We start from the raw sequence: 22,009 nt of genomic DNA on the forward strand, positions 1-22,009 counted from the left end.
AGTTATTTTCAGTGTACACTTATTCACTTTTCAAAGATCTTTAAAAACTTTTTAAAGTTGGTCAATATTGCTTGACTTCCTTATAGTTAGCTCCTTGTTTAAAAGTGTGCTTTGTATGTTTTTTTCAACATAGTCTAGATGGTTTTCTTTTAACCATGCTTTTGCTTTGATAGCTGATGTACAGCCGAACGATGTATACATTAAAATCATATCCATCTCTCCTTTCCTTATCCACCTTCATTGTAGCATATAAAAAACAGAAATCAACAAAAACCTATCTTTTTAATAGGAATTAACAATTTCTTAACAATTATCACATATTTTTACATATAACCTTGATAATTGCGATACTAGAAAAGGGTATACTTTAAGCAAGCAAACGATAATAGGTTTGCTGAAGTATTCCCTAAAAATACTTCATATATTCTCCCTTTTTTTAAATAAATTCAAATAAAAAGCCTAATGGGCTTTTTATTTTTAGCTTTTCTGTATTATATGATATAATGCTTTAATTGGGGGAATGAACATGAGTAAAAGAATGAAGAAGTTTTTAGGTTATTATAAACCGTATCGTAAAATATTTTTTACGGATATGTTTTGTGCTTTAATCGCTTCAGCAATTACGTTGATATTTCCTTTATTAACAAGGTATATTGCAAATGATGTTTTACAAGCAGAAGGAAATGTTGCCTTTGATATCATCTGGAAAATAGGAACGGTGATGGTTGTTCTTGTAATTATTGAATATTTTGCTAATTATTATATTGCTTATAAAGGGCATGTCATGGGAGCTTATATGGAAGCGGATATGCGGGATGAATTATTTCAGCATTATCAGAAGCTAAGTTTTAATTTTTATGATGATCAAAAAGTTGGTCAATTGATGACGCGTCTAACAAATGACTTGTTTTCTTTAACTGAACTTTATCATCATGGACCAGAGGATATTGTGATATCCTTTATTAAAATTATTGGTGCTTTTGTAATTTTGATAGCTATCCATGTTCCACTTACATTAATTGTATTTGGAATGATACCATTTATGATTATCTTCAGTGTTTATTATAATAAGCAGATGAAGCGTGCATTTAAAGCGAATCGTAAAAAAATAGGAGATATCAATGCTAGAATTGAAGATAGTCTTTCTGGGATTCGAGTTGTAAAATCATTTGCGAATGAAGAGCAAGAAATGAATCGTTTTCAACATGAAAATCGTTTATGGATTGATACAAAGCGTAATTCATATCATAAGATGGGAAGATTTCATTCAGGGATTGGTGCTTTTATTAGCATGTTAAGTGTGGTTATTATTTTAGGTGCAGCATATTTTATTTCTGAGGGACAAATGAACGCAGGGGATTTAATTGCTTACTTATTGTATATTTCAAATCTAACAGATCCAATTAAACGATTGATTAACTTTACGGAGACATTTCAAGATGGAATATCAGGGTTTGAACGTTTTATGGAATTGTTAGAAATCAATCCTGATATTGAAGATCAACCAAATGCAATTGAATTAAAAGATGTAAAAGGAAATGTAGTATTTGAAGATGTATATTTCCGTTATAATGAAAAAAGTGAATATGTTCTTGAGGATGTAAATCTTGATGTAAATGCAGGAGAGTATATTGCCTTGGTTGGGCAAAGTGGTGCTGGAAAGACAACGCTATGTTCTTTAATTCCAAGATTTTATGAAATCAATAAAGGTGATATTAAGATAGATGGAATATCAAATAGAGATATTAAATTAAAATCATTACGAGATAATATTGGTGTTGTTCAACAAGATGTATATTTATTTGCTGGTACAATTATGGATAACATTGCCTATGGGAACCTTACAGCAAGTGAAGAGGATATTATTCGTGCAGCGAAACAAGCAAATGCACATGAGTTTATTATGGGCTTAGAAGATGGTTATTATACTGATATTGGATCTCGTGGGGTGAAGTTATCAGGTGGTCAGAAACAAAGGTTATCCATTGCTAGAGTATTTCTTAAGAATCCTGCGATTTTAATTTTTGATGAAGCAACAAGTGCACTTGATAATGAGAGTGAACAAGTGGTTCAAGAATCTTTAGAAAGCTTAGCGAAAGATCGTACAACATTTGTAATCGCACATCGATTATCAACGATTAAAAATGCAAAAAGAATTGTTGTTTTAGGTGAACATGGTATTGAGGAAACAGGAAATCATGAAGAATTATTAAAACAAGATGGAGAATATGCCAAATTATATAATATGCAATTTAGATAGGTAGTTCCTATCTTTTTTGTTATAAAAAGTTTGGAAATGGAGAATGTGGGGTATAATAAAGAAAAAGGAGAAAAATATGGATGATATGAATCGAAAATTGGATGCATATTTAAAATCAAAAAATATTGTTACCGAGGATGAACTAAAAAAAGCGATGGAGGAATTTATAGATTTGTATAATACAAAAAATATGCCAGTTAATGAATCTAAAATGTCGCAAGCATATGATTATTTAGAACAGGCTCAATCTGCGAATACTTTAGCATCTGCAAAAAAATATGCTAAGAAGGCTTTGGAAATATGTCCAGATTGTCTTGATGCGACAATGTTTTTGGCAGAATTAGAACCAGATTTTTTCAAAAAGGAGAAAATGATGCTCTCTGCTATTGAGATAGAAGAAAAGAAATTGAAGAAAGAGCACTACTTTGAAAAGGATATGGTAGGGAATTATTATGGAGTTTTTGAAACGCGACCTTACATAAGAGCACTTTATCAATTGGCATTTATGTATGCTGTAGATGGCAGAATAAAGAAAGTGATTGAAATTTGTAAAGAGATATTACGTTTAAATGAAAATGATAATACAGGAAGTCGATATTTATTGATGGCAGCTTATGCTTATATAGAAGATGAAAAAGCATTGAAAACTTTATATACAAGATATGAATATGAATGTTTAGAAACCCTAATTCCTTTTTTAATAATTTATTATAAGCAAGGCGACTATGGAAAGGCAAAAGAGTATTTGAATAAGATAAATAAAGCAAATCAATATTTTAAAAGTTTATATTTAGATGATAGTATTTTGAACGATTTAAAAGTACCTGATGGTTATTTCGCTATTGGGGAACCATCAGAAGTTAAAATGTATTTTGAAAAGTATAGTTTTTTATTGGATAGTGTTAATTGGCTAGATGAATTCATTAATAAAAAAGGAAATATTAGATAATCATCATTATTCATTAAAAGGAAGTTCCTATCTTTTTTGTGCATTCAATTTGAGTTTTCTTGATGCGGATTAGTATAATATGTATAAGGAGATATTTATGGAAACATTTATTGGAATTATGATTCCCTTTTTTGGGACTACCTTAGGGGCGTTATGTGTTTTTTTATTTAGGGAAAAAGTGAGTGATAAAATATTATCAAGTTTTCTTGCCTTAGCTGCGGGAATTATGGTGAGTGCTTCTTTTTTCTCGTTAATATTACCAGCTTTGGAAGCTGGTGGGGATAATGCGATTATTCCAGTTACGATTGGTTTTATGGCAGGGGGTATCTTTTTGTTTGTCTTGGATCGAATTTTGCCTCACCTTCATCCCAATACCAATACGGTGGAAGGATTACCAGCCCATTTAAAGAAATCTACTATGTTAGTATTAGCGGTTACCTTACATAATATTCCTGAGGGTATGGCTGTAGGGCTTTTATATGGTGTTGCATTACAAAGTGGTGATGTGGTATCTTTTTCTTCGGCGCTTGCTTTATCGCTTGGAATTGCATTGCAAAATATCCCTGAAGGAGCAGCAATATCATTGCCATTGAAAAAGACGGGAATGTCAAATGTTAAAGCGTTTATTTATGGAATGCTTTCGGGAATCGTTGAACCACTTGGAGCAGCAATTGCAATTTTCTTTGTTTCTCTTGTTGGTGGAATGATGCCTTGGTTGTTATCTTTTGCTGCAGGTGCTATGATGTATGTAGTTGTTGAAGAATTGATACCAGAAGCACATATGGATGAGCATTCTCATCATATAACATTTATCTTTATGATTGGATTTGCAATGATGATGGTTTTGGATGTCGTTTTAGGATAAGGAAATTATGGATACAAAAGTACGTAGAATAAAAATTTTAGAAGATTTGAAGCAAACAACAAAGCCGTTAAATGCGACTTTGTTAGCGAAAAAATATGGTGTATCAAGACAGATTGTGGTTGGTGATATAGCCATTTTGAAAGCGCAGCAGGAGCCCATTGTAGCGAGTGTAAAAGGTTATTTGTATCTTCGCGACGAAGATGATGGTATGTATACAATAGCTTGTAAACATAGCAGTGAGGAGACGAGAGAAGAACTACAAATCATTGTTGATAATGGTGGTGTTGTGATGGATGTTATCGTTGATCATCCTGTGTATGGAGAACTGGTTGGGAATTTGGATATTGCTTCACGCTATGATATTGATCAATTTATGGATAAGATAGCTTCCACAAAAGCAAAAAACCTTAGTGAAATGAATGAAGGTATTCATTTGCATACTATAAAATGTCATGATCAAGCAACATATGAACGAATAAAAAAACAATTAAGAGAAGGTGGCTATTTGTATGAATAGTCATTTTTTTTAACTATAATTTTGCAGTTAAAACGTTTATAATGTAGAGTAGAGAAAGAGGTGGATATATGCGCTTACAAGATATAAAAAAAGATGCTATTATTCTTGCTGACAGCTATCTGCATACAGAAATCAGAATGCAGTTATTAGACCAACAGGATGCATTAGCAAATGTATCGGTTATGACATTGACTACCTATCTGAATAATTTAGCTAGTGAGGAAGAAGATGCAATTATTTATGAGTATTATAAAATCTTAGCTACACTAGATTTACACGTTTTTAAGAAGGTTGCCTTAACAGGCGATTTTATTGATGAAGTATTGCAATTTGTGAAAGATATAAAACGATATCAGATTGATGTTGAAACATTACCAGAGCATGATCGTTATCAGCAAGAGTTAAAAAAGATAATTAAAGCAGTAGTTTTGGTTCCTCTACAATTGGATTATCAATTAAGTGAACTAAAGAAGCAAACGGATTTTCATAATTTCTATATTTTGGATTATAATTCAAATGTTTTTAAAGAGCGAGTGTATGAAGAATTAGTTAGTAAAGGTGCGGTTCGTTTGGATATTGAAATAATTAATCCACATAAAGAATTTTATTATGTATTAAATAAGCGTGAAGAAGTAGAAGCTCTAGCACGTTATATCATTGAACATGATATAGATGTGCAAGCGAGTAAATTAACGATTTTAAATACAGAATATGAAGGATTTATTGAACAAATTTTTAAACGTTATCATATTCCATATTCTTTTGTATCGTCTACATCGAAAAACCGATTATTGTTTAAATATTTATGTTTGATTGAATATTATTTAAATCCTTCTATGGATACTTTATTAAATGTTGTAAAGGAAGAGGTTTTTCGGCATCCTTATATTAGTGATTTTATGGAATATGTTTCAACTTTTAAGAAAACCCTTCATGATTCTTTTACACACATTCAAGATGCAACAATCACTAAAGATATTGTTAATGATATTGAATATAAACAATTGGTGAAGCTAGAATCTCATGCAAATGAGGTAAAGGAATTGATTGCAAAGCAACTTTTGGAATTGGAAACATTATCACCTAAACAAGCACTTATGAAAATTGATGAAATTGTTAACGAAAATCATTATTTTTCAAGTGTTGATGATTTAAAAACCGTACGAAAAATTCGTTCTCAAATGAAAGATATGATTCCATATATAGATGTTGTTCCAATGCAGTTATTTCTTCATGTATTAGAAAAACTTCAAGTTCGTAAAAAAGAGGCATTTGAAGGAATGCTTGTAGCAGGATTAAATGAGCCTTTAGGTGTAAAAGACTATCATTTTGTATTGGGAGCAAGCAGTGATAACTATCCGAATTTTCAATCTTTAGGAGGAATTTTTTCTGAGCAATATGTTAAGGAAATTGATTATCCAAATATTGAAAAGCGTTTTGCCTTGCATGAACAGAATTTAAAAAATAATCTATGTTCTAGCAATCATTTGGTTGTTTTTTATGCAACATCTTCTTTAGCGGGGAAAGAAAAGGAAGCAGCTTTAGAGGTAGAAACTTTTATGGAACAAGATGCACAGTATTATGCGCTTTCTTATAATCGTAAGGGATACGAACTTAATACCCAATTGGATACAAAAATAAGTAAACAGTTATTTTATCCAAACGATATTTTTAAGGGGTCTATTACATCTTATGAGATGTATAGTAACTGTCCTTTCAAATACTTTGTTCGTCATGGATTAAAGATTCCAGAACCAATGAGTTATGAATTTGATTCTGCGAAGGTTGGTACCCTTATGCATTATGTTTTAGAAATGTTAGTGAAAACTTATGGGAAAGCATATGCAGATCAAACAAGTGAGGTTATAGAAAATTTACTTGATAAAAAGATAGCAGAATTACAAACACTGTATCCATATATGAAAGAACAAATAGCAATAGTGAGAAAAGGGATTCTAGATAGTCTTGAGAAGAATTTACATTTTTTAAGTGAGATGGAAAAAGACTCTTCACTTACACCAAGTAAAAGTGAAGAAAGGTTTGATTATGAATTTCATATAGATAATGAAGTTTTACAACTATATGGATATATTGATAGGATAAATGAAAATAATGACTTTATATCAATTATTGACTATAAAAGTAGTGCTAAAAAACTAAAGGAAGAAGAAGTTTTTGCATGTTTAAAATTACAGCTTTTAACTTATTTAGTCGTTAGTGCAAAGCATTCTACAAAACGTCCATTAGGGGCATATTATTATTCCCTAGGAAATAAACAACAGAGTGCAGAATATGCAAAGTATCAAAAACGGACGAATGAAATTGTTGAAAATACAAAAGAGGATAGAGAAGCCGACTTTTTGAAGAGTAAGAAATTGGAAGGGTGGACAACAAGTGAGGATATTGAAGCAATGGATACTTCGCTTGAATTTATAAATGGTGTAGGTTATAAACAGGATGGAAGTTATGCATCAAAAACGAACATATATGATATTAAAGGGTTAGAACAATTATGTATTCGTATTTATAAAGGGTTGCTAGGGGAAATAAAAGCAGGAAATATGGATATCATTCCTACAACTTGTGACTTCTGTAAATATGGAAGTATTTGTCATTATAAAGGTAGAAAGTATGAACGTGAACAAATAACTGTTGATGATGACCTTTATCTTGTACATAAAGGTAAAAGGAGGGATTCATAATGGTTAAGTGGAATGAAGCACAGGAACGTGCCATTTATACAAAAGATAAAAATATTCTGATTTCTGCTAGTGCAGGTGCAGGAAAGACGACGGTTTTAATTGCCCGTTTGATGCATTTAATCAAAGATGACCATATAGGAGTTGATCAAATTTTAGCGATGACGTTTTCGGAAGCAGCAGCGGCAGAAATGAAAAAAAGATTGGCTAAAGCATTGCATGAAAGTTTACATGAAAACGATGATTCTACATTTATACAAAAACAGTTGGCAAATTTAGACAGTGCCAATATTTCTACAATTCATGGATTTTGTTTAACGATTATTAAAGAATATTATTATATGGTGGATCTTGATAAGAAGCGCATTCAAAATCCAATGGAAGAAACACAGGCGAGTTATTTGAAGAATAAGGCTTTAAAAAAAGCACTTGAAGAAGCCTATAGGAATCCTAGCTTTTATTCTTTTGCTTCCTCGTTTACAAGTCGACCTGAAAGTAGTGGAAGTTTAGATGATGAACTTGTTTCACTAGCGAATCTAGCAAATTCAAAGGCGGATCCTTATGCGTTTTTGGTAGCATGTAGAAATGCATATCACTCTCTTTCATCCATCAAAGATGTAGATGAAAATATCTTACATTATTTTATAGATGCTTTTCGTATTCCAACCAATTTATTATTGGATCTTGTTGTAAAGACAATATATGATTTAAACGATGATAGTTTAATAGAGAAAAAACATAATTATGAACAGGCTATGGAAGCTTTGAATCACAATGATTATGAGATGTATCGTTTGTATTTTATGAATGGGATGAAAGTAAAATTACCAGCTGCTACAAAGTCTGCTTATATTGCAGAAATTACAGCGAAAGAAAAAAGTATTTTGAAAGTGTTGTTTGATGAAAAGACCTTTCTTGAACAACATAATGCTTTAGTTGATGATGTGCATTTCTTCATTGATATCACTGAACAGTATTTGAAAGAATATGAGCAATTAAAAATAGATGAAGGGGTTATCGATTTTGATGATATGGAGCAATATGCAATTAAGATATTGAAAGCAGATAATGGATATGTAGCTAGTTTGTACCGTGAAAAATTTGCATCAATAATGGTTGATGAATTTCAAGATAGCAATGATGTACAAGATGAATTGGTAAAACTTATTTCTAGATCCAATAATGTATTTCGGGTTGGAGATATCAAGCAATCGATTTATGGTTTTCGCCATGCCCTTCCTTCAATTATGAGGAATTTGATGATTCATAAAAGTGAAGCAGATGAATTGATTTTTTTAAGTCATAATTATCGTTCGACTAAAGCGATTGTAGACTTCAATAATTTATTATTTGAAAGACTTATGAATCTTGATGGCTTAACATCTTCTTATTTAGAAGCGGATCATGTTTCGATTGGAAGTGAGAGACAAGAACAAGTAGCTTTTCCTATTACGATGCATGTATTAAATAAAAAGACAATTGATCCAGATGGAGAATATACTTCAGCTGATTTAAAGGCTTCTTATTTAGCTAATCAAATTCAAAAGTTAGTTAAAGATGGATATAAATATCAAGATATCGTTGTATTAGTTCGTAGTAATGCAAAGATGATAGAAATTAAAGATGCTTTAGATGAAGTGAATATTCCATGTTTTTATAATAAAAAACAAGGATTTTATGATAGCAAAAGTGTACAAACAGTACTGAGTTATTTAAAAGCGTTGGTAAATCCATATGATGATTTGCATTTTGTATCGATTCTAACATCAGAAATATATCAAAAAGATGTTACTTATTTAGCTTCAGCACGTTTAGAAAAACAAGAGGAAGCATTTGCTGCGTATCTTAAAGATGATCAGTCTTTAGCTACTTTTTATGATTTAAAAGAACATTTATATGAATATAAATTAAGTGAAATTCTTACCCAAATTTATGATATTAATAATTTTTATATGGAATATACAACTTCACAGGAAAAAGCAAATTTGGATATGTTATATGAAATTGTTTGTGACTATGAGAAACAGGAAGCAGTTTCAATTAATGGGTTTTTAAATTATCTATCAAACCAACAAGATGTGGAAGTTGGGGAAGCAATGCCAATTGGTGCAAATGATGATGTAGTTAGAATTATGAGTATTCATAAATCAAAAGGGTTACAGTTTAAAGTTGTATTTTTATATTCATCTAGTAGTTTCTCAAGTGTTGGAAGTGATGGGGTTATGAACTTTGATGAAGAATTAAAAGTAAGTATGAAATACTTGGATAAAGAACTACTTGTTCGTTATCCAACCATTACTTCTATAGCATTGAAACAAAAGCAACTACAGGAATACCTTGAAGAGGAACAACGATTGCTATATGTAGCTACAACTCGCTCACAAGAAGTATTGCATATCATTGATGTAGGTGATGATAGTGAAGTAGTAGAATATTCAATCAATGAATTTTATAAGTTACATGGATATACTGGATGGATTCGCAAAGCTTTCGCATTGGAACCATCACCGCTCTTTGTTTATGAACATGTAAATGAGATGTGGGAAAATGAGGTTTTAGAGGAACATGAAAGCACTTATACATTTCATTCATATGATAGGCATACAACATCATATGAACTTATATCACCAAGTGATACAGAGTTAAGAATTGAAAGACCAGCAGCTTTTTCTATTGATGAGGACCTAGGGTTTGAAAGAGGAACGAATTTGCATAGAATGGTAGAATACCTTCCTAATAGCGAATGGAATACAGATATCATAAAGAGGGTTGCAAAAGAACAGAAAATTGAGTTGAACAATCATGATCAGGAAGTATTACAGTCTTTATCTAATAATGCTGTGTTTAAGTATGCTTTAAGTTTCCATGATATATATCATGAATATGCTTTTAGTGTTAAGAAAGAACAAAAGATAGCACATGGATATATGGACTTTCTTGCAGTTCAAGATGATCGGGTTATTATGGTTGATTTCAAAAGTGACCGAGGAGTAAATGAAGCAGTTTTAAAAGATCGCTATCAATTGCAAATTTTAGAATATCGTGAAGCATTGTGCCAATTGTATCCTAAGAAAACGATAAAAACATATATTTATAGTTTTGAATTGCAAACGATGATTGAAGTATAGATTATAAGATATTAAAAAAGAGGGTAAATCATTTTCAATGCTTATCCGCTTTTTTATGTGAATAGAACGCTTTTTATTTGTATTTCGTCACAATAATTGAAGGAGGGGTATGATGATAAAAAGTAATATATATGAAGCAGATAATATAACCAATACAATGCAAAGAACAACAGAAAAAGTATTAGGAGTTGAAAATGATGCAAATTTGGCAGTGAACACAACAGTTGCTGGAAATATCATAGCAATGCAATGTATCAATCAATTGATAAAGAGTATAAAAGAATTCTCATCAGCATATAGTAAAGACAGTAAAAGAGTCCATGGATTGGCGAAAGCATTTAATGAAGTGGATGAAAGTATGAAGAATAGAATTAAGTATAGAGCAGAATGGGATGCATTGAAACCCTTTGCTAAGTAAGATATATGAATACAGAAGAAATTAATAAGCAGTTAAAATTGCATGATGAGAAGATAGAAAGTCTGGAAAGAAAATTAATAAAAATAGATCAAGAAAAAGAACAGCTAGCCCATATATATGAATATCAAAATAACCTAAAAGAAGAAATTCAAGTTGCTTTAAACAGTCTAGATTATAATCAAAATATGGACTATATGAATGAAGAAATACGTACACTACAAATACATAGTATGAAATATCTAGAAAATAATGGGGAATCGCTATTAGAACGTAGAAATCATGAATTGAACAATCAAGATGATTTATATCATAAACGATTGAAGCTTCTAGTAAATGAAGAGGAAAAACAATAATGGGAATCAATGTCTATCTAGAAGAGATTGAAAAACAAAGAACCTATGTATACGATCTAGCAACAACATATCAAACCTATTTAGATGAACTCAGAGGAACCATGAATTTGCTTTTCTATGCTACCCTCGAAGGTGAAGGCTATGATGCTATAAGAGAATATTTTGCTAGTGAGTATATTCCTTTGATGAATGGATTGAAAATGATTTGTGTAGAATTAATGGATGCTCATTATTATTTTGTAGAGGGATATCGTAGTGAAGTGCATGATGGAAATAGTGAAGAACTTGTCCTTCTTGATTTAATAGAGAGATTAAAATATCAGATTACAAATGCTGTCGAAATTTATCATGATTTGACATTTGAAGATATATATTTAGAACAAAATATTAATTTGATGCAACTACAACTCCAAATGTTGGAAGAACGATTATATAAATTATATGATTTCCAATCCTCATCTCCTAGTTATTTTGAGTCAGTTTTAGTCTTGATTGAACATGTAGATAAAGGAATAAAGGCAATATCAGAAAATGCAGGATGGGATGAACTTACAGGTAAATATGATAAGAGTAAGGTAGATTTAGGATGGGCAAAGGAATTGGATGTCTTATGGAACCGTTTTGATAATCGGTTATCCATAATAGAGATACAACTAAGGGAAGAGCAGGAAGAACTGGAAAAGAAATTAAAAGGGAGAACGTATAGCTTTGTAGAGATAGTGAATGGAGCAAGAGTCAAGTATTGGGTGAAAGGTACAGGACGATTAACAAAAGAAGATATAGAAGTGACAAAGCAATATGAAGAGTGGATAGATAAAATGATATCGATGTATGGAAGCGATGTAATCTATGGTACAATAAATCCAGATCCATTGGTTGTCTTATCGTTTGAGATGAGGACAGGAGTAGAGTACAAAACAGGAAGAAATCTAAGTGATATAGAGAAGTTGCAAAGACGATATACAATGTTGAGTATGGCGGCAACAATCGGGTTATCCTCATGGTGGTCAGTGATAGCAAACAAGAATGTGACAAGAAGTTTTGCGGATGATATGAGTATAGAAGATGCGACAAGATACAATGAATGGATGGAATTGAAGCGACAAGGATTAACAGCAGAAGAAATAAGTAATCTGAGAGAGTTTGGCTCTACGATAGTGGCTGGAAATTTGAAAACACAGGGTTCTGGGAATCAAGCAAAGGGAGAAGATTTACATCATGTATTTGATGATCCTGAACATAATTTAGATGGATATTTAAATTCACAAGGAGGAAATCAAAATAATGCATTCAATGCAGTACAAAATGAAGCACAAAAATATGCAGATAAATTTGGATATACAAGAGGACAAGATATAATTGTAAATGTTAATGGGTTTAATATAACAGTTAGAGGAAATATGGTTAATGGGGTTTTCAGAATTGGGACATTCTTTATTCCTTAAGGAGGAAAAATGGATAATAAATTAATAATTAAAAAAGCTATGAATTTGTTATTAAATGGTAATTCAGCTGTATTAAAACAACTGACAAAACAATATGAAAATAGCAAAATAACAGATATAAGAGAAACAGGAAAAGGTATTTTTGTAGATTTTAAAGTTTTAGATACTTCTTTAAAACTAAATTTAAAAGGAGTCAAAAAGGATTTTGTTTTTGGCGATGTGTATGGAGAGATTAGCACAGAATATGGAGACGTAGAATTTATATTATTTGTTAAAGATGGGTATATTACAATGTTAGAAGGGTTTACTTATTTTTCAGATGGCTGGAGTAAAGTGACAAATGAGACAGTATTTAGATACTTTAATGGAGATAGAGATATAAACGAATTGGATAAAAAGTGGATTGACAGAGATTTTGAAAGCAAATAATAAAATTGATATATGCGCTGAGATAGGAGGGTATGTTAGTGTAAAATGTGGAGGTTCAAAGATACTAACCCACAAACCAACACGGTACTAATAACCCTACTAAGTAAATACAAGCAATACGTAATAAACAGTACTAACAAAATAGACAAAGTTAGTACTGTTTTTATGTGTTATTTGGTTTTTCATATTGTTACTGAAAAGGATATAACTGCAATAAAATAAATGTATATTTGAATTATGTAAGGTTGCAATAAAAATGTTCGTATCTTCCTATAAAGGTTATCCATGCAAACATCTGTGAAGATAGGAACATTATCATGGAAACGCTACACATCTTGAATCCATTTATTACTTTTATAACGTATTTCACTAGTAAAGAATTTGATGATTTGATCTGCTTTCGTCAATCCAAAAATCATATATACAGGTAAATGAAAAACAAAGGCTGATAGTAAACACACAGGAATGGCATATAACCATAAGAAAGTCATATCATTCCATAAAATGAACTTCATATCACCGCCACCACGAAGAATTCCCATCATATTCATACCTTGGATAGATTTAAAAAACTCAATTATTGTTGCACACAACGATAACTGTTTAATATATAAATTGGACAAGTCAGGGTAATCATAAATTATAGGGATAATAAAGATTCCAAAAATCATGATAAGCGCATTAATAATTCCTACGAAGATAGAAATTCTTTTAAAAGTTTTAATTACATAATTTAGCTTATCATAATTTTTTTGTCCAATTGTTTTCCCACATATAATACAGGCGGCAGAAGCAAATCCTAAATTAACGGATGTTAATTGTGATAACAAACTGTAGACACTTTGGGCATTGATAAAGTCTGATCCTAAACGTCCAAAAACAATAATAATAACAGAATCTCCCAAGGCCCATAACAATTCGTTGCTAACCAAAGGAGCAATAGTTTTATAGAATCGTTTTGCGAAAGCAGGATTACGATATAATAATTTTATTTTTTTAAAGTTAATTTGGTTTTGTTTGTAAATCGTGTAGATACTAATCAAAGTACATTCAATTATACGTGATATGAGTACAGCAATTGCAACACCTTGAATACCAGCGTTTAATGGAAACATGAAGAATAGTGTTAAGCTAATATTAGTAATACAAGCAATAATTGAGACGATGAGTGAAGGAAGAACAATTTCTACCGCACGTAAAATATTATACATAATAGTGCTCACACAAAAAAACAGATATGAAATACCTACAATTTTAAGATATTCACAACTCAATGTAATAAGTGTCTTATCAGTTGTTAAGATGCGCATAATTTCTTTGGGGAATATAAAGGTTATGAGTGAAATAATACATCCAAATACCAATGTATTACGAAGTGTATATGCTAGGGTATGATGAATTGCATCATGATTATTTTCACCCCAAAATCTTGAAATCATAACATTACTTCCTTCAGCTAATCCAGTAATTGCTAGATAGACTAGAAAGTATACTTGATTTGCAAGTGTTGCAGCAGATAAATGAATTCCACCTTGTAATCCTAAAATAAAGATTGATGACATATTTAAAAGAAAAACAATAAGATTTTGAAAGGTTATGGAAAAAGAAATCGTAGTAATTTCTTTTTTTACTAATTTTTTTGAAAATATATTTTCATTAGTCATATTTTATATAATTAATGTATTGATATAAAGTGTTCATACATTATCCTCCTTATATCCATAACAGCAAAAACCATGCCATTATGGACATAGTTTTTTAAGACGATGAATACTAGTAGATTTAGATTCTTTCTTTTTTTATTTCGACACTATTTATAGGATTTTCAACACTGACATGAATTCTATAATACATAATGTTCTTATTCTCATAAAGAAAAGCCCTTTCCTAGGTTTTCAAGGATCAGGGCATTTTCTTTATAAAGGCTATTTTGATAATGCATTTTTTAAGGCTTTTACTTTATGGTAACTAACAATATCATAATCATTGTTGTTTAAAAATTGATAACTTACTAATTTCGTACTTGTTGTAGGATCTGTTTTATAAGCTTTACATGATGAATGAACCTGAGTGATTTGGGTATACTCTATCAGGGATTCTACATTGCGTTCATTGATCCCAGAACCCATTACAATTTCAATTTTATCACCGTATTTTCTTTGAATACTTTGTAGTACGGTTTTTCCATCCTCTGCATTTGCATGGGAACCACTAGTAAGAATGCGATCACATCCTAGTTTGATTAAACACTCTATGGCTCCATCAATATCTAAACAAATATCAATTGCACGATGGAAAACAGCTTCTTTTCCATAGGAATGAATGAGTTCAATCATTTTTTTAGTAGCAGGTTTATCAATCGTTTTATCTTCGTTTAGAAAACCAAAAGCTATACCATCAGCATGCTGATCTAATAACATTTTAGCGTCAAAAAACATTGTTTTTTGATCTTCGTGGTCGTAGCAGAAACCACCTGCTCGTGGACGAACCATGCAAATGGTTTTCACATTTGTATGTTCCTTGGTTTCAACAAGGGAACCAATGGAAGGTGTAAGTCCACCTAAAAACAGTGCACTATTAAGTTCAATTCGATCTGCACCAGCTTGGGCTGCATGAAATGCATCGTAAAAGCTACCACAACATACTTCTAAAAGGTTATTCATATAGCATCCTCCCTTTTCCATCAATTGCAACAGTCACAGGAAAATCAACAACTTCTAAGCGTTGAATTGCTTCTGTTCCTAAATCTTCAAAAGCAATGACTTCTGCATGTTTAACACATTTTCCAAGCAAAGCTCCTGCGCCACCGATGGCAACCATATAAAGTGCATTATTTTTTATGATTGCATCTTGCACTGCTTTACTTCGATAACCTTTTCCAATTGTAACACTGACACCTAAATCATATAACTTTCCAGCATAAGTGTCCATTCGTGCACTTGTAGTTGGTCCTGCACTACCGAACGTTTTATTTGGTGGGGTTGGTGTAGGGCCAACATAGTATATCGTTGCATCTTTAAGATCAAAGGGTAATTCAATTCCTTGGTTAATCATTTCAGTCAATCGTTTATGTGCAGCATCGCGAGCGGTATATATTGTACCTGTAATGTAAACCAAATCACCAACCTGTAATGTTTCACATAGTTTTTTGGTGATAGGTGTAGTAACTTTTATCATTGGATGACCTCCTTAGCATGACGAGTAATGTGACAAGAAATATTTACAGCAACTGGTAATCCAGCAATATGTGTAGGAAAATATTCAATATTAATCGCCAATACCGTAGTATCTCCTTTAAATCCTTGAGGCCCAATATTTAACTTATTTGCCTCAGTTAATAAAGTTTTTTCTAATTGTGCATATTTAGGGTTTGGATTTGCCATAGTAGCATCACGTAGGGTTGCCTTTTTTGCTAATACAGCAGCATAATCAAAACTACCACCAATGCCGACTCCTACCACCATTGGTGGACAAGCATTTGGTCCTGCCTGCTTTATTGCATTTAGTACTGTGTCTATAACACCTTGCTCTCCTTGAGCAGGTTTAAGCATTTGTAACATTGACATGTTTTCACTACCAAATCCTTTTGTTCCAATTTCGATTTCTACTTGTTCACCATCAACTATTTCACTATATATGATACAAGGCGTATTATCTTTGGTGTTGATTCTTTCATAAAGTGGATCATCAACAATTGATTTTCGTAAGTACCCTTGCTCATAACCTTGTCGAACACCCTCGTTTATAGCTTCATTTAAACTACCATCAATAAGTTGAACATTTTGTCCAATTTTTAAAAAGACGATAACCATTCCTGTGTCTTGGCAAACAGGAATATGTTCTTTTGCTGCAATATCAGCATTCTCTTGTAAGAGTTTTAATGTGGTTTTTCCTAAAGGGTTTCTTTCATTGTGAGTTGCTTCATCTAAGAGAAATCGGATATCTTTTGGATAGTTAAAATTTATATCTTGTACCATTGTACAAACTTTATCACGAATGATATTTACACTGATTGGTTTCATTTTTTCACCAACTTGCTTTTTTCTGCAACATCTTGTACTGCTTTTGCAACTACGTTTACGACATTATTATTAAATGCATCAGGAATAATATAATCATCTCGTAAGTCTTTTTCATCAATTACAGAAGCAATTGCATATGCTGCAGCAACTTTCATATCTTCATTAATTTTGGTTGCCTTTGCATCTAACGCTCCGCGAAAAATTCCAGGAAAGACTAAAACATTATTAATCTGGTTAGGGAAATCACTTCGCCCTGTAGCAACTACTCTCGCGCCACCCTTCTTTGCATCATCTGGCATGATTTCAGGAATAGGGTTAGCCATAGCGAAGATGATTGCATCCTTGTTCATTGAACTAACCATTTCAGAATTTAAAATGTTTGGGGCACTAACACCAATAAAAACATCCTTGTTTTTTATAATAGTTTCCAAGTTGCCTCGTTGTTGTTTGGGGTTTGTGATTTCAGCTATTTCTTTTTGTACATCGTTCATCCATGGTTCACCAGGACATAAAGCGCCTTGTAAATCAACAAGCGTAATATCACAGAATCCAATCTTTTGTAATAATCGGCAAATGCTAATACCAGCACTACCTGCTCCATTGATTACAACACGAACGTTTTTTAAATCTTTGTTTACAAGTTTTAGTGCATTTAATAATCCTGCACTAACAACAATAGCGGTTCCATGTTGGTCATCATGGAAAACAGGAATATCTAGTTCATCAATTAAACGTTTTTCAATTTCAAAGCATCGAGGAGCACTAATGTCTTCAAGATTAATTCCGCCAAATGTTGGAGCTAAATATTTTACTGTTTTGATGATTTCTTCAACATCTTGAGTATCTAAGCAAATGGGAAAGGCATCAATATCAGCAAATTCTTTAAAGAGAATCGCTTTTCCTTCCATTACAGGTAGAGCGGCTTCAGCTTTAATATTACCTAATCCTAGTACTGCACTTCCATCACTTACTACAGCAACCAAATTACCTTTGCTCGTATATTTATAAACATTACTTTTATCTTTTACTATTTCTCTACATGGCTGGGCTACACCAGGTGTATACGCTAAGGAAAGGTCTTCCATAGTATTGACTTCTACTTTCGATACTACTTCGATTTTTCCATGATTTTTTTTATGTAAAGCTAATGACTTTTCATACACATCCATAAAAACACACTCCTTTTTATCTTTTTATTATAGCACGAGATACTTTTAGAAAACGATTAAATATAAAGCAAACTTATAAAAAGTATCAGTTTAAACGACTGATACTTTCTTTAATTATTTTAAATATACGATACATGAGATAGCCTATGATAATACTTCCTACATTTAAAATAATATCATCAATATCAAAGCGACCCAAATTTGTCAGAAGTTGAAATACCTCAAATGATGAAGAGATAAGAAAACTTAATAAAGCTGTTTTGATAAATGAATATTTATATAGATAACCAAGAAAGAAACCAAGGGGTAAAAAAGCGATTGTATTTCCTACAAGATTAAAAAAAGCATTTCCATAAAAACCATATTGTATAGCTGAAAAGTTAGCTTGAATTGTTTCAAAAGGTACTAGATTTACTCTTAATGATATATTTGGATCAAAAATATTAAAGAGATTTATTCCTCTAAGACCATTATCAATCTTGATAATCACAAAGAGAAAAAGAAAAAGCATGTATATCATAAAAAGTATTTTCATTGGTTGGTTTGTCACTTTTTTCATAAACCTACTATATCATATATTGATTAATTAATACCTTAATATTTTCTTAAGATATTATAAAATAAAAACTCCTTTTTACAGGAGTTAACTAATTGCTGTTTGCGTAGCTTTTGCTGGTTTAGCAATTGCTTGATACACAACTTTAGCGATAAAAAAGTCGACCATACTATGAACAATTGTACCAATCCCTACTAAAACAATTACCGAGTAGAAAAAGTTTGATGTATCTGCTCCATTGAAGAAGAATGGCATTACAACTGCAACTTCACATATCGCATGGATAATCGACAAAACAAAAGTAAAGACAGTAAACTGTTTTATATTTGTCAATAGACTTGGTTTTTTCATGATAGCATAACTACCAATGGTAGCAAACACAAGATGCGATGCTGCACGAGCTACAACCGTGATTGGGAAACCTCCGAAAAAGAATCCAATGGTAGTACCAATACATACGGTTATTGTAATTCCAGGTGATAAGAACATTGCAATCATAATCGCTACATGACTTGCTAACGTGAAAGAAGCCGGTTCGATTACAACTTTAATTGGTGAGAACATTGGAATAATAATTCCAACAGCACATAACATACTTGCTAACATCATTTGATATATTTTATTATTACGCATACAATTTTCCCCATTTCACACACTATCTTTACAAGTGTCATGACACATTATACTAAATATTATGTATTCATGCAAGATAAGAAGTAATATTTGGAAATTAGTTTCACTAAGAAAAAAAAGGAGTTAATACTCCTTAAGGTTCTCTTACAAAGGATACGAGAAGTTCTATGAATTCCTCATAGTCCCTAGCTGTTATGATACGTTTGATATTATCATTATCAGTTAGAATCATCGTCAATGTATCAAAGATTTCATTGAAAATATAACGTTCATTTTTATTGAAAGCTAGCATCAAGACTAAATTTACAAGTTGTCCATCCCAATCAATTCCTTTATCGCTTATCATGATATTCATACTAGTTTTATTGGCATTCATCTTTAATGCATGAGGAACTGCAAATGAATTAAAGGCGGTTGTAGCCATGCTTTCACGATCGCGAATCTCTTGTTCGAAACTTTCATCGACACAATCTAGTTTCACCAGTTTTGAACACATATAGTGAATGGTTTCATCTTGGGTTTCTAAGGTTGAGTTTTTTTCAAACAAATCAGGCCAAGTTAATAAATGTAGATGCTTTTTAAGCATTTGTTTTTTCTTTTCAATTTTGATTTCATCAATTTTATTGCGAATTGCATAAATGTCTTTATCATTTAATAAAAAGCTTACTGTAATAGTTGGTATTGGCAATACAGAACTAATTGGAATTGTTGAAATAATCAAATCATAATTTGAAAGGTTTTCAAACTCTGTTTCGTCAGTGATAACGTTTTTCACAAGAATACTCGACGAAAAGTTTGTATTGATTGTGCTGATTAACTTTTTATTCATATCATAATAATTGGGACAATAAAGTACAGCATTGATTTTTGAATGTAGTGCTTGTTGTGTTTCAAGAGCACTTCCAATATGAAATGCAATATAAGCAATTTCATCATCATTGATATACAATCCAGTTCGCTGTTCAATGCTGTGTGCCAAATTTAAAGCTGCATCATAAATAAGTGGACAAGATTGTTGAATCCCATTGGACAAAGGGTTTTTACTAGAATAATTATATTTGCTTCGCACTAAAAGGTTACGGATATGTAAAGCAAAACGTGTTAAAAATTCAGGTTCTGAAAGATTGATATAGTAATAAGAGTTTACTTCGTTTACTAACTCATTTACTAATGTCATACATTCTTTTCCAACTAAATTTTCTAGATTTGCTTCTTTCACATTATTATAATCAGTCGCATTTGCATGAGAAATCAATAATAATGTAAGTTCATATAATTCCCCTTCGTTGTATTCAATATCAAAATGTTTTTCTAAACGATCAACAACGTTTTTAGCTAATTCAAATTCATGAAGTTTCACCATTGGTTTTTCACCTTCACTGACAAAGCTTGTATAGTTATGTTTGATTCGGTCAATTGCTATAGTTATATGCAGCACAAGATTTGTCAGTGAATAGTCATTTACGAAGTAATGGTATTCTTCGAAGGTTTCCATTACGACGTTTTTGATATATTCGATATCGATATCTGCGAAAGCACTTTGAACAGTTTTTAAATTTACAAAGTTTACGCTTGATTCATCATAAAGAATAGAACTCATTAGTTTACGCTTGTTCTTCTCAATTCCCTCTAAAGATAATTGATCATTATTATTAATAAGTTTTAAATCGAACTTTGCAACTTTACGTTTTACTTTTTTAAGTTCATTTTTTAATGTTGACATGCTGATATATAGTTCATCACAAAGATCAAAAGCGTCAACAGAATCATTTTCTTTGACGAGACTATTAATAATGAAATCAACACGATCTTGAGAAGATTGTGGGAGGTTGTCTTTATTTTCATCTAATATTTTTCCAGCTTTTTCTAAATCAATTCGATACCCTTCGCGTGAAGATATAATCGGATCTTGATAAAGTTGATTGATTTCAGAAATATAGTTTTTTACACTACGTGAAGAAACATCTAAAATACTAGCTAAATTATTTGCTGTAACCCAACCACTACTATCCATGAGCGTTTTTACTAAAATTAAATATTTATCCTTCATAATCCAACACCTTTATTGAGTAACTATCTTTATTATAACGTTCATTTGTTATTTTTCCTAACAATTATTTTCACTATAAGAGTGAAAGTAATTGTTTTCACTTTGATGGTGAAAAAGTGTAGTTGCGAGAAAAATTGAGTTGTTTGATAATGTTAGTAGAGAAACCGGTTTTAAAGGAGAATTAATATGAAAAAATTGAGTGTATTATTAGTGTGTGGTTCAGGAGCAAGTTCTGGATTTATGGCTGCTAACATGAGAAAGGCAGCTTCAAAACAAGGATTAGAAATTGATATTAAAGCAAGAAGTGAATCTGAGATCGAAAACTATATTGATGAAATTGATGCTTTGATGGTTGGACCTCATTTGGCTTATATTCTTGATGAAGTAGAAGATTATATTCACGATCACCCAGTAAAAGTAATTTTGATGAGTGGAGAATATTACGCTACGTTAGATGGAGATAAAGCAATTACACATTTAATGGAGGAAATGAAAAAATAGATTATTCAAGTTGAG

19 protein-coding genes are annotated in these 22,009 nt (G+C 31.5%); 11 read left to right on the forward strand and 8 right to left on the reverse strand.

The genetic code is table 11. From position 1 onward, the window contains the following. The first annotated feature begins 526 nt into the window (after positions 1-526). The 10 genes from M2475_RS05225 (at position 527) to M2475_RS05270 (ending at position 13,063) form a co-directional block, all read left to right on the forward strand. A complete protein-coding gene (locus tag M2475_RS05225) occupies positions 527-2,260 on the forward strand; it encodes an ABC transporter ATP-binding protein (RefSeq protein WP_277490072.1) in 1,734 nt (577 codons plus the stop codon). Between the two features lie 76 nt (positions 2,261-2,336). Next, complete coding sequence (locus tag M2475_RS05230; protein WP_277490073.1) at positions 2,337-3,209, forward strand: hypothetical protein; 873 nt, start codon at positions 2,337-2,339, stop codon at positions 3,207-3,209. A 97-nt stretch (positions 3,210-3,306) separates the two neighbouring features. Next, complete coding sequence (locus M2475_RS05235) at positions 3,307-4,074, forward strand: ZIP family metal transporter (RefSeq protein WP_277490074.1); 768 nt, start codon at positions 3,307-3,309, stop codon at positions 4,072-4,074. A 7-nt stretch (positions 4,075-4,081) separates the two neighbouring features. Further along, positions 4,082-4,591: a transcription repressor NadR gene (locus tag M2475_RS05240; protein ID WP_277490075.1), complete on the forward strand. Its 510-nt coding sequence runs from the start codon at positions 4,082-4,084 to the stop codon at positions 4,589-4,591. 68 nt (positions 4,592-4,659) lie between these two features. Next, entirely contained in the window at positions 4,660-7,293 is a 2,634-nt protein-coding gene (locus M2475_RS05245; RefSeq protein ID WP_277490076.1) for a PD-(D/E)XK nuclease family protein, read from the forward strand. Beyond that, positions 7,293-10,418, forward strand: a complete 3,126-nt coding sequence (locus tag M2475_RS05250; protein ID WP_277490077.1) for a UvrD-helicase domain-containing protein — start codon at positions 7,293-7,295, stop codon at positions 10,416-10,418. The genes M2475_RS05245 and M2475_RS05250 overlap by 1 nt, the downstream gene beginning before the upstream one ends. A gap of 112 nt (positions 10,419-10,530) precedes the next feature. Then, a complete protein-coding gene (locus tag M2475_RS05255; protein WP_277490078.1) occupies positions 10,531-10,836 on the forward strand; it encodes a TIGR04197 family type VII secretion effector in 306 nt (101 codons plus the stop codon). 5 nt (positions 10,837-10,841) lie between these two features. Next, on the forward strand, positions 10,842-11,189 hold the full coding sequence (locus M2475_RS05260) for a hypothetical protein (RefSeq protein WP_277490079.1): 348 nt from the start codon (positions 10,842-10,844) through the stop codon (positions 11,187-11,189). After that, a complete protein-coding gene (locus M2475_RS05265) occupies positions 11,189-12,634 on the forward strand; it encodes a hypothetical protein (RefSeq protein ID WP_277490080.1) in 1,446 nt (481 codons plus the stop codon). Before M2475_RS05260 ends, M2475_RS05265 begins: the two co-directional genes overlap by 1 nt. 9 nt (positions 12,635-12,643) lie before the next feature. Further along, the gene (locus M2475_RS05270; protein WP_277490082.1) at positions 12,644-13,063 is read left to right on the forward strand and encodes a hypothetical protein; all 420 of its coding nucleotides are present in this window, start codon (positions 12,644-12,646) and stop codon (positions 13,061-13,063) included. A gap of 326 nt (positions 13,064-13,389) precedes the next feature. Here M2475_RS05270 and M2475_RS05275 read toward each other — a convergent pair whose 3' ends face one another. The 8 genes from M2475_RS05275 to M2475_RS05310 all read right to left on the reverse strand — a co-directional run bounded on the left by M2475_RS05275 (position 13,390) and on the right by M2475_RS05310 (position 21,493). Next, positions 13,390-14,727, reverse strand: coding sequence for an MATE family efflux transporter (locus tag M2475_RS05275; RefSeq protein ID WP_277490083.1), 1,338 nt, complete (start codon positions 14,725-14,727; stop codon positions 13,390-13,392). A 261-nt stretch (positions 14,728-14,988) separates the two neighbouring features. Further along, positions 14,989-15,726 (reverse strand): copper homeostasis protein CutC, encoded by a 738-nt coding sequence (locus tag M2475_RS05280; protein ID WP_277490084.1) that lies wholly within the window; start codon positions 15,724-15,726, stop codon positions 14,989-14,991. Beyond that, positions 15,719-16,240: a FumA C-terminus/TtdB family hydratase beta subunit gene (locus M2475_RS05285; RefSeq protein ID WP_277490085.1), complete on the reverse strand. Its 522-nt coding sequence runs from the start codon at positions 16,238-16,240 to the stop codon at positions 15,719-15,721. The genes M2475_RS05280 and M2475_RS05285 overlap by 8 nt, the downstream gene beginning before the upstream one ends. After that, complete coding sequence (locus M2475_RS05290) at positions 16,237-17,085, reverse strand: fumarate hydratase (protein WP_277490086.1); 849 nt, start codon at positions 17,083-17,085, stop codon at positions 16,237-16,239. Before M2475_RS05290 ends, M2475_RS05285 begins: the two co-directional genes overlap by 4 nt. Next, positions 17,082-18,254 (reverse strand): NADP-dependent malic enzyme, encoded by a 1,173-nt coding sequence (locus tag M2475_RS05295; protein WP_277490087.1) that lies wholly within the window; start codon positions 18,252-18,254, stop codon positions 17,082-17,084. Before M2475_RS05295 ends, M2475_RS05290 begins: the two co-directional genes overlap by 4 nt. Positions 18,255-18,339: 85 nt before the next feature. After that, positions 18,340-18,813 carry a VanZ family protein gene (locus M2475_RS05300; protein ID WP_277490088.1) on the reverse strand — a complete coding sequence of 158 codons (474 nt, stop codon included), beginning with the start codon at positions 18,811-18,813 and terminating at the stop codon, positions 18,340-18,342. A gap of 84 nt (positions 18,814-18,897) precedes the next feature. Beyond that, on the reverse strand, positions 18,898-19,443 hold the full coding sequence (locus tag M2475_RS05305) for a hypothetical protein (protein WP_277490090.1): 546 nt from the start codon (positions 19,441-19,443) through the stop codon (positions 18,898-18,900). Positions 19,444-19,576: 133 nt separating this feature from the next. Further along, positions 19,577-21,493 carry a BglG family transcription antiterminator gene (locus tag M2475_RS05310; RefSeq protein ID WP_277490091.1) on the reverse strand — a complete coding sequence of 639 codons (1,917 nt, stop codon included), beginning with the start codon at positions 21,491-21,493 and terminating at the stop codon, positions 19,577-19,579. Between the two features lie 186 nt (positions 21,494-21,679). On the opposite strand from M2475_RS05310, the gene M2475_RS05315 reads away from it, so the two are divergent. Further along, positions 21,680-21,994: a PTS sugar transporter subunit IIB gene (locus tag M2475_RS05315; RefSeq protein WP_277490092.1), complete on the forward strand. Its 315-nt coding sequence runs from the start codon at positions 21,680-21,682 to the stop codon at positions 21,992-21,994. Positions 21,995-22,009: the final 15 nt, after the last annotated feature.

This window comes from Breznakia sp. PF5-3 (genome assembly GCF_029504745.1).
In the GTDB taxonomy this organism is placed as follows: Bacteria; Bacillota_I; Bacilli_A; order Erysipelotrichales; family Erysipelotrichaceae; genus Breznakia.

Excerpts from the sequence above, each read along its gene's own strand:
- M2475_RS05270 (WP_277490082.1), top strand. The coding sequence starts at position 12,644 with ATGGATAATAAATTAATAATTAAAAAAGCTATGAATTTGTTATTAAAT.
- M2475_RS05290 (WP_277490086.1), bottom strand. The coding sequence starts at position 17,085 with ATGAAACCAATCAGTGTAAATATCATTCGTGATAAAGTTTGTACAATG.
- M2475_RS05225 (WP_277490072.1), top strand. The coding sequence starts at position 527 with ATGAGTAAAAGAATGAAGAAGTTTTTAGGTTATTATAAACCGTATCGT.
- M2475_RS05295 (WP_277490087.1), bottom strand. The coding sequence starts at position 18,254 with ATGGATGTGTATGAAAAGTCATTAGCTTTACATAAAAAAAATCATGGA.
- M2475_RS05260 (WP_277490079.1), top strand. The coding sequence starts at position 10,842 with ATGAATACAGAAGAAATTAATAAGCAGTTAAAATTGCATGATGAGAAG.
- M2475_RS05310 (WP_277490091.1), bottom strand. The coding sequence starts at position 21,493 with ATGAAGGATAAATATTTAATTTTAGTAAAAACGCTCATGGATAGTAGT.
- M2475_RS05250 (WP_277490077.1), top strand. The coding sequence starts at position 7,293 with ATGGTTAAGTGGAATGAAGCACAGGAACGTGCCATTTATACAAAAGAT.
- M2475_RS05305 (WP_277490090.1), bottom strand. The coding sequence starts at position 19,443 with ATGCGTAATAATAAAATATATCAAATGATGTTAGCAAGTATGTTATGT.
- M2475_RS05240 (WP_277490075.1), top strand. The coding sequence starts at position 4,082 with ATGGATACAAAAGTACGTAGAATAAAAATTTTAGAAGATTTGAAGCAA.
- M2475_RS05300 (WP_277490088.1), bottom strand. The coding sequence starts at position 18,813 with ATGAAAAAAGTGACAAACCAACCAATGAAAATACTTTTTATGATATAC.
- M2475_RS05230 (WP_277490073.1), top strand. The coding sequence starts at position 2,337 with ATGGATGATATGAATCGAAAATTGGATGCATATTTAAAATCAAAAAAT.
- M2475_RS05280 (WP_277490084.1), bottom strand. The coding sequence starts at position 15,726 with ATGAATAACCTTTTAGAAGTATGTTGTGGTAGCTTTTACGATGCATTT.
- M2475_RS05265 (WP_277490080.1), top strand. The coding sequence starts at position 11,189 with ATGGGAATCAATGTCTATCTAGAAGAGATTGAAAAACAAAGAACCTAT.
- M2475_RS05245 (WP_277490076.1), top strand. The coding sequence starts at position 4,660 with ATGCGCTTACAAGATATAAAAAAAGATGCTATTATTCTTGCTGACAGC.
- M2475_RS05235 (WP_277490074.1), top strand. The coding sequence starts at position 3,307 with ATGGAAACATTTATTGGAATTATGATTCCCTTTTTTGGGACTACCTTA.
- M2475_RS05315 (WP_277490092.1), top strand. The coding sequence starts at position 21,680 with ATGAAAAAATTGAGTGTATTATTAGTGTGTGGTTCAGGAGCAAGTTCT.
- M2475_RS05255 (WP_277490078.1), top strand. The coding sequence starts at position 10,531 with ATGATAAAAAGTAATATATATGAAGCAGATAATATAACCAATACAATG.
- M2475_RS05275 (WP_277490083.1), bottom strand. The coding sequence starts at position 14,727 with ATGACTAATGAAAATATATTTTCAAAAAAATTAGTAAAAAAAGAAATT.
- M2475_RS05285 (WP_277490085.1), bottom strand. The coding sequence starts at position 16,240 with ATGATAAAAGTTACTACACCTATCACCAAAAAACTATGTGAAACATTA.